Genomic DNA, 623 nt, shown 5'->3' with positions numbered 1-623 from the left:
AGGATTGATAGAGTTCAACCCTGATCTCAACTTCTTCGGCGATGTTACTGTGAACATTACAGTCGATGACCAAGGTAACGAAGGCATTGTTATTAGTGGTGTTGATGACACTTTAAACACCAACAGCAGCAGTTTTGTGATTGATGTTACAGCCGTGAACGATGCGCCTGAAACGTCGCCAGTTACCTTGACCAGTATTGGTGAAGACAGTGGTGTATTTGCAATTTCTGCATCAGATTTGCTTGTGAATGCCACTGATGTGGAAAACGACAACTTGACGGTGAGTAACGTTCAACTTGTGGACCCTAGTTCTGGCTCTTTGGCGTTTAACTCAGCCACAGGGAATTGGGAATTTACGCCAGCGCCGGGTTACAACGGCCCTGTAGAGCTGACTTACGATATTACGGACGATGGCACAACAAATGGTGTATCCGATCCTAAGACAGTATCGGGTTCTGCATCTTTTGAAGTGTTCGAGGTAAACGATGCGCCTCAAACATCGGAAGTGACGCTTTCTTCGATAGAAGAAGACAGCGGCGCTGTAAGCATTACCGCCTCGGAGCTATTGGCAAACGCGACCGATCCGGAAAACGATAACTTGGCGGTCAGTAATGTCACGCTTG

Annotated in this window: 1 protein-coding gene; it reads left to right on the top strand. The window is 47.2% G+C overall.

Going from position 1 to position 623, the window contains the following annotated elements; translation table 11 throughout:
- Nucleotides 1-623: cadherin-like domain-containing protein (locus R7Q11_RS27465; protein ID WP_225467144.1), on the top strand; the 623-nt coding region annotated here is incomplete at both ends.

This window comes from Vibrio sp. 970, from assembly GCF_033339075.1.
The sequence above is the reverse complement of the archived record's forward strand: the minus strand, read 5'-3'. Positions and strand labels throughout refer to the sequence as shown.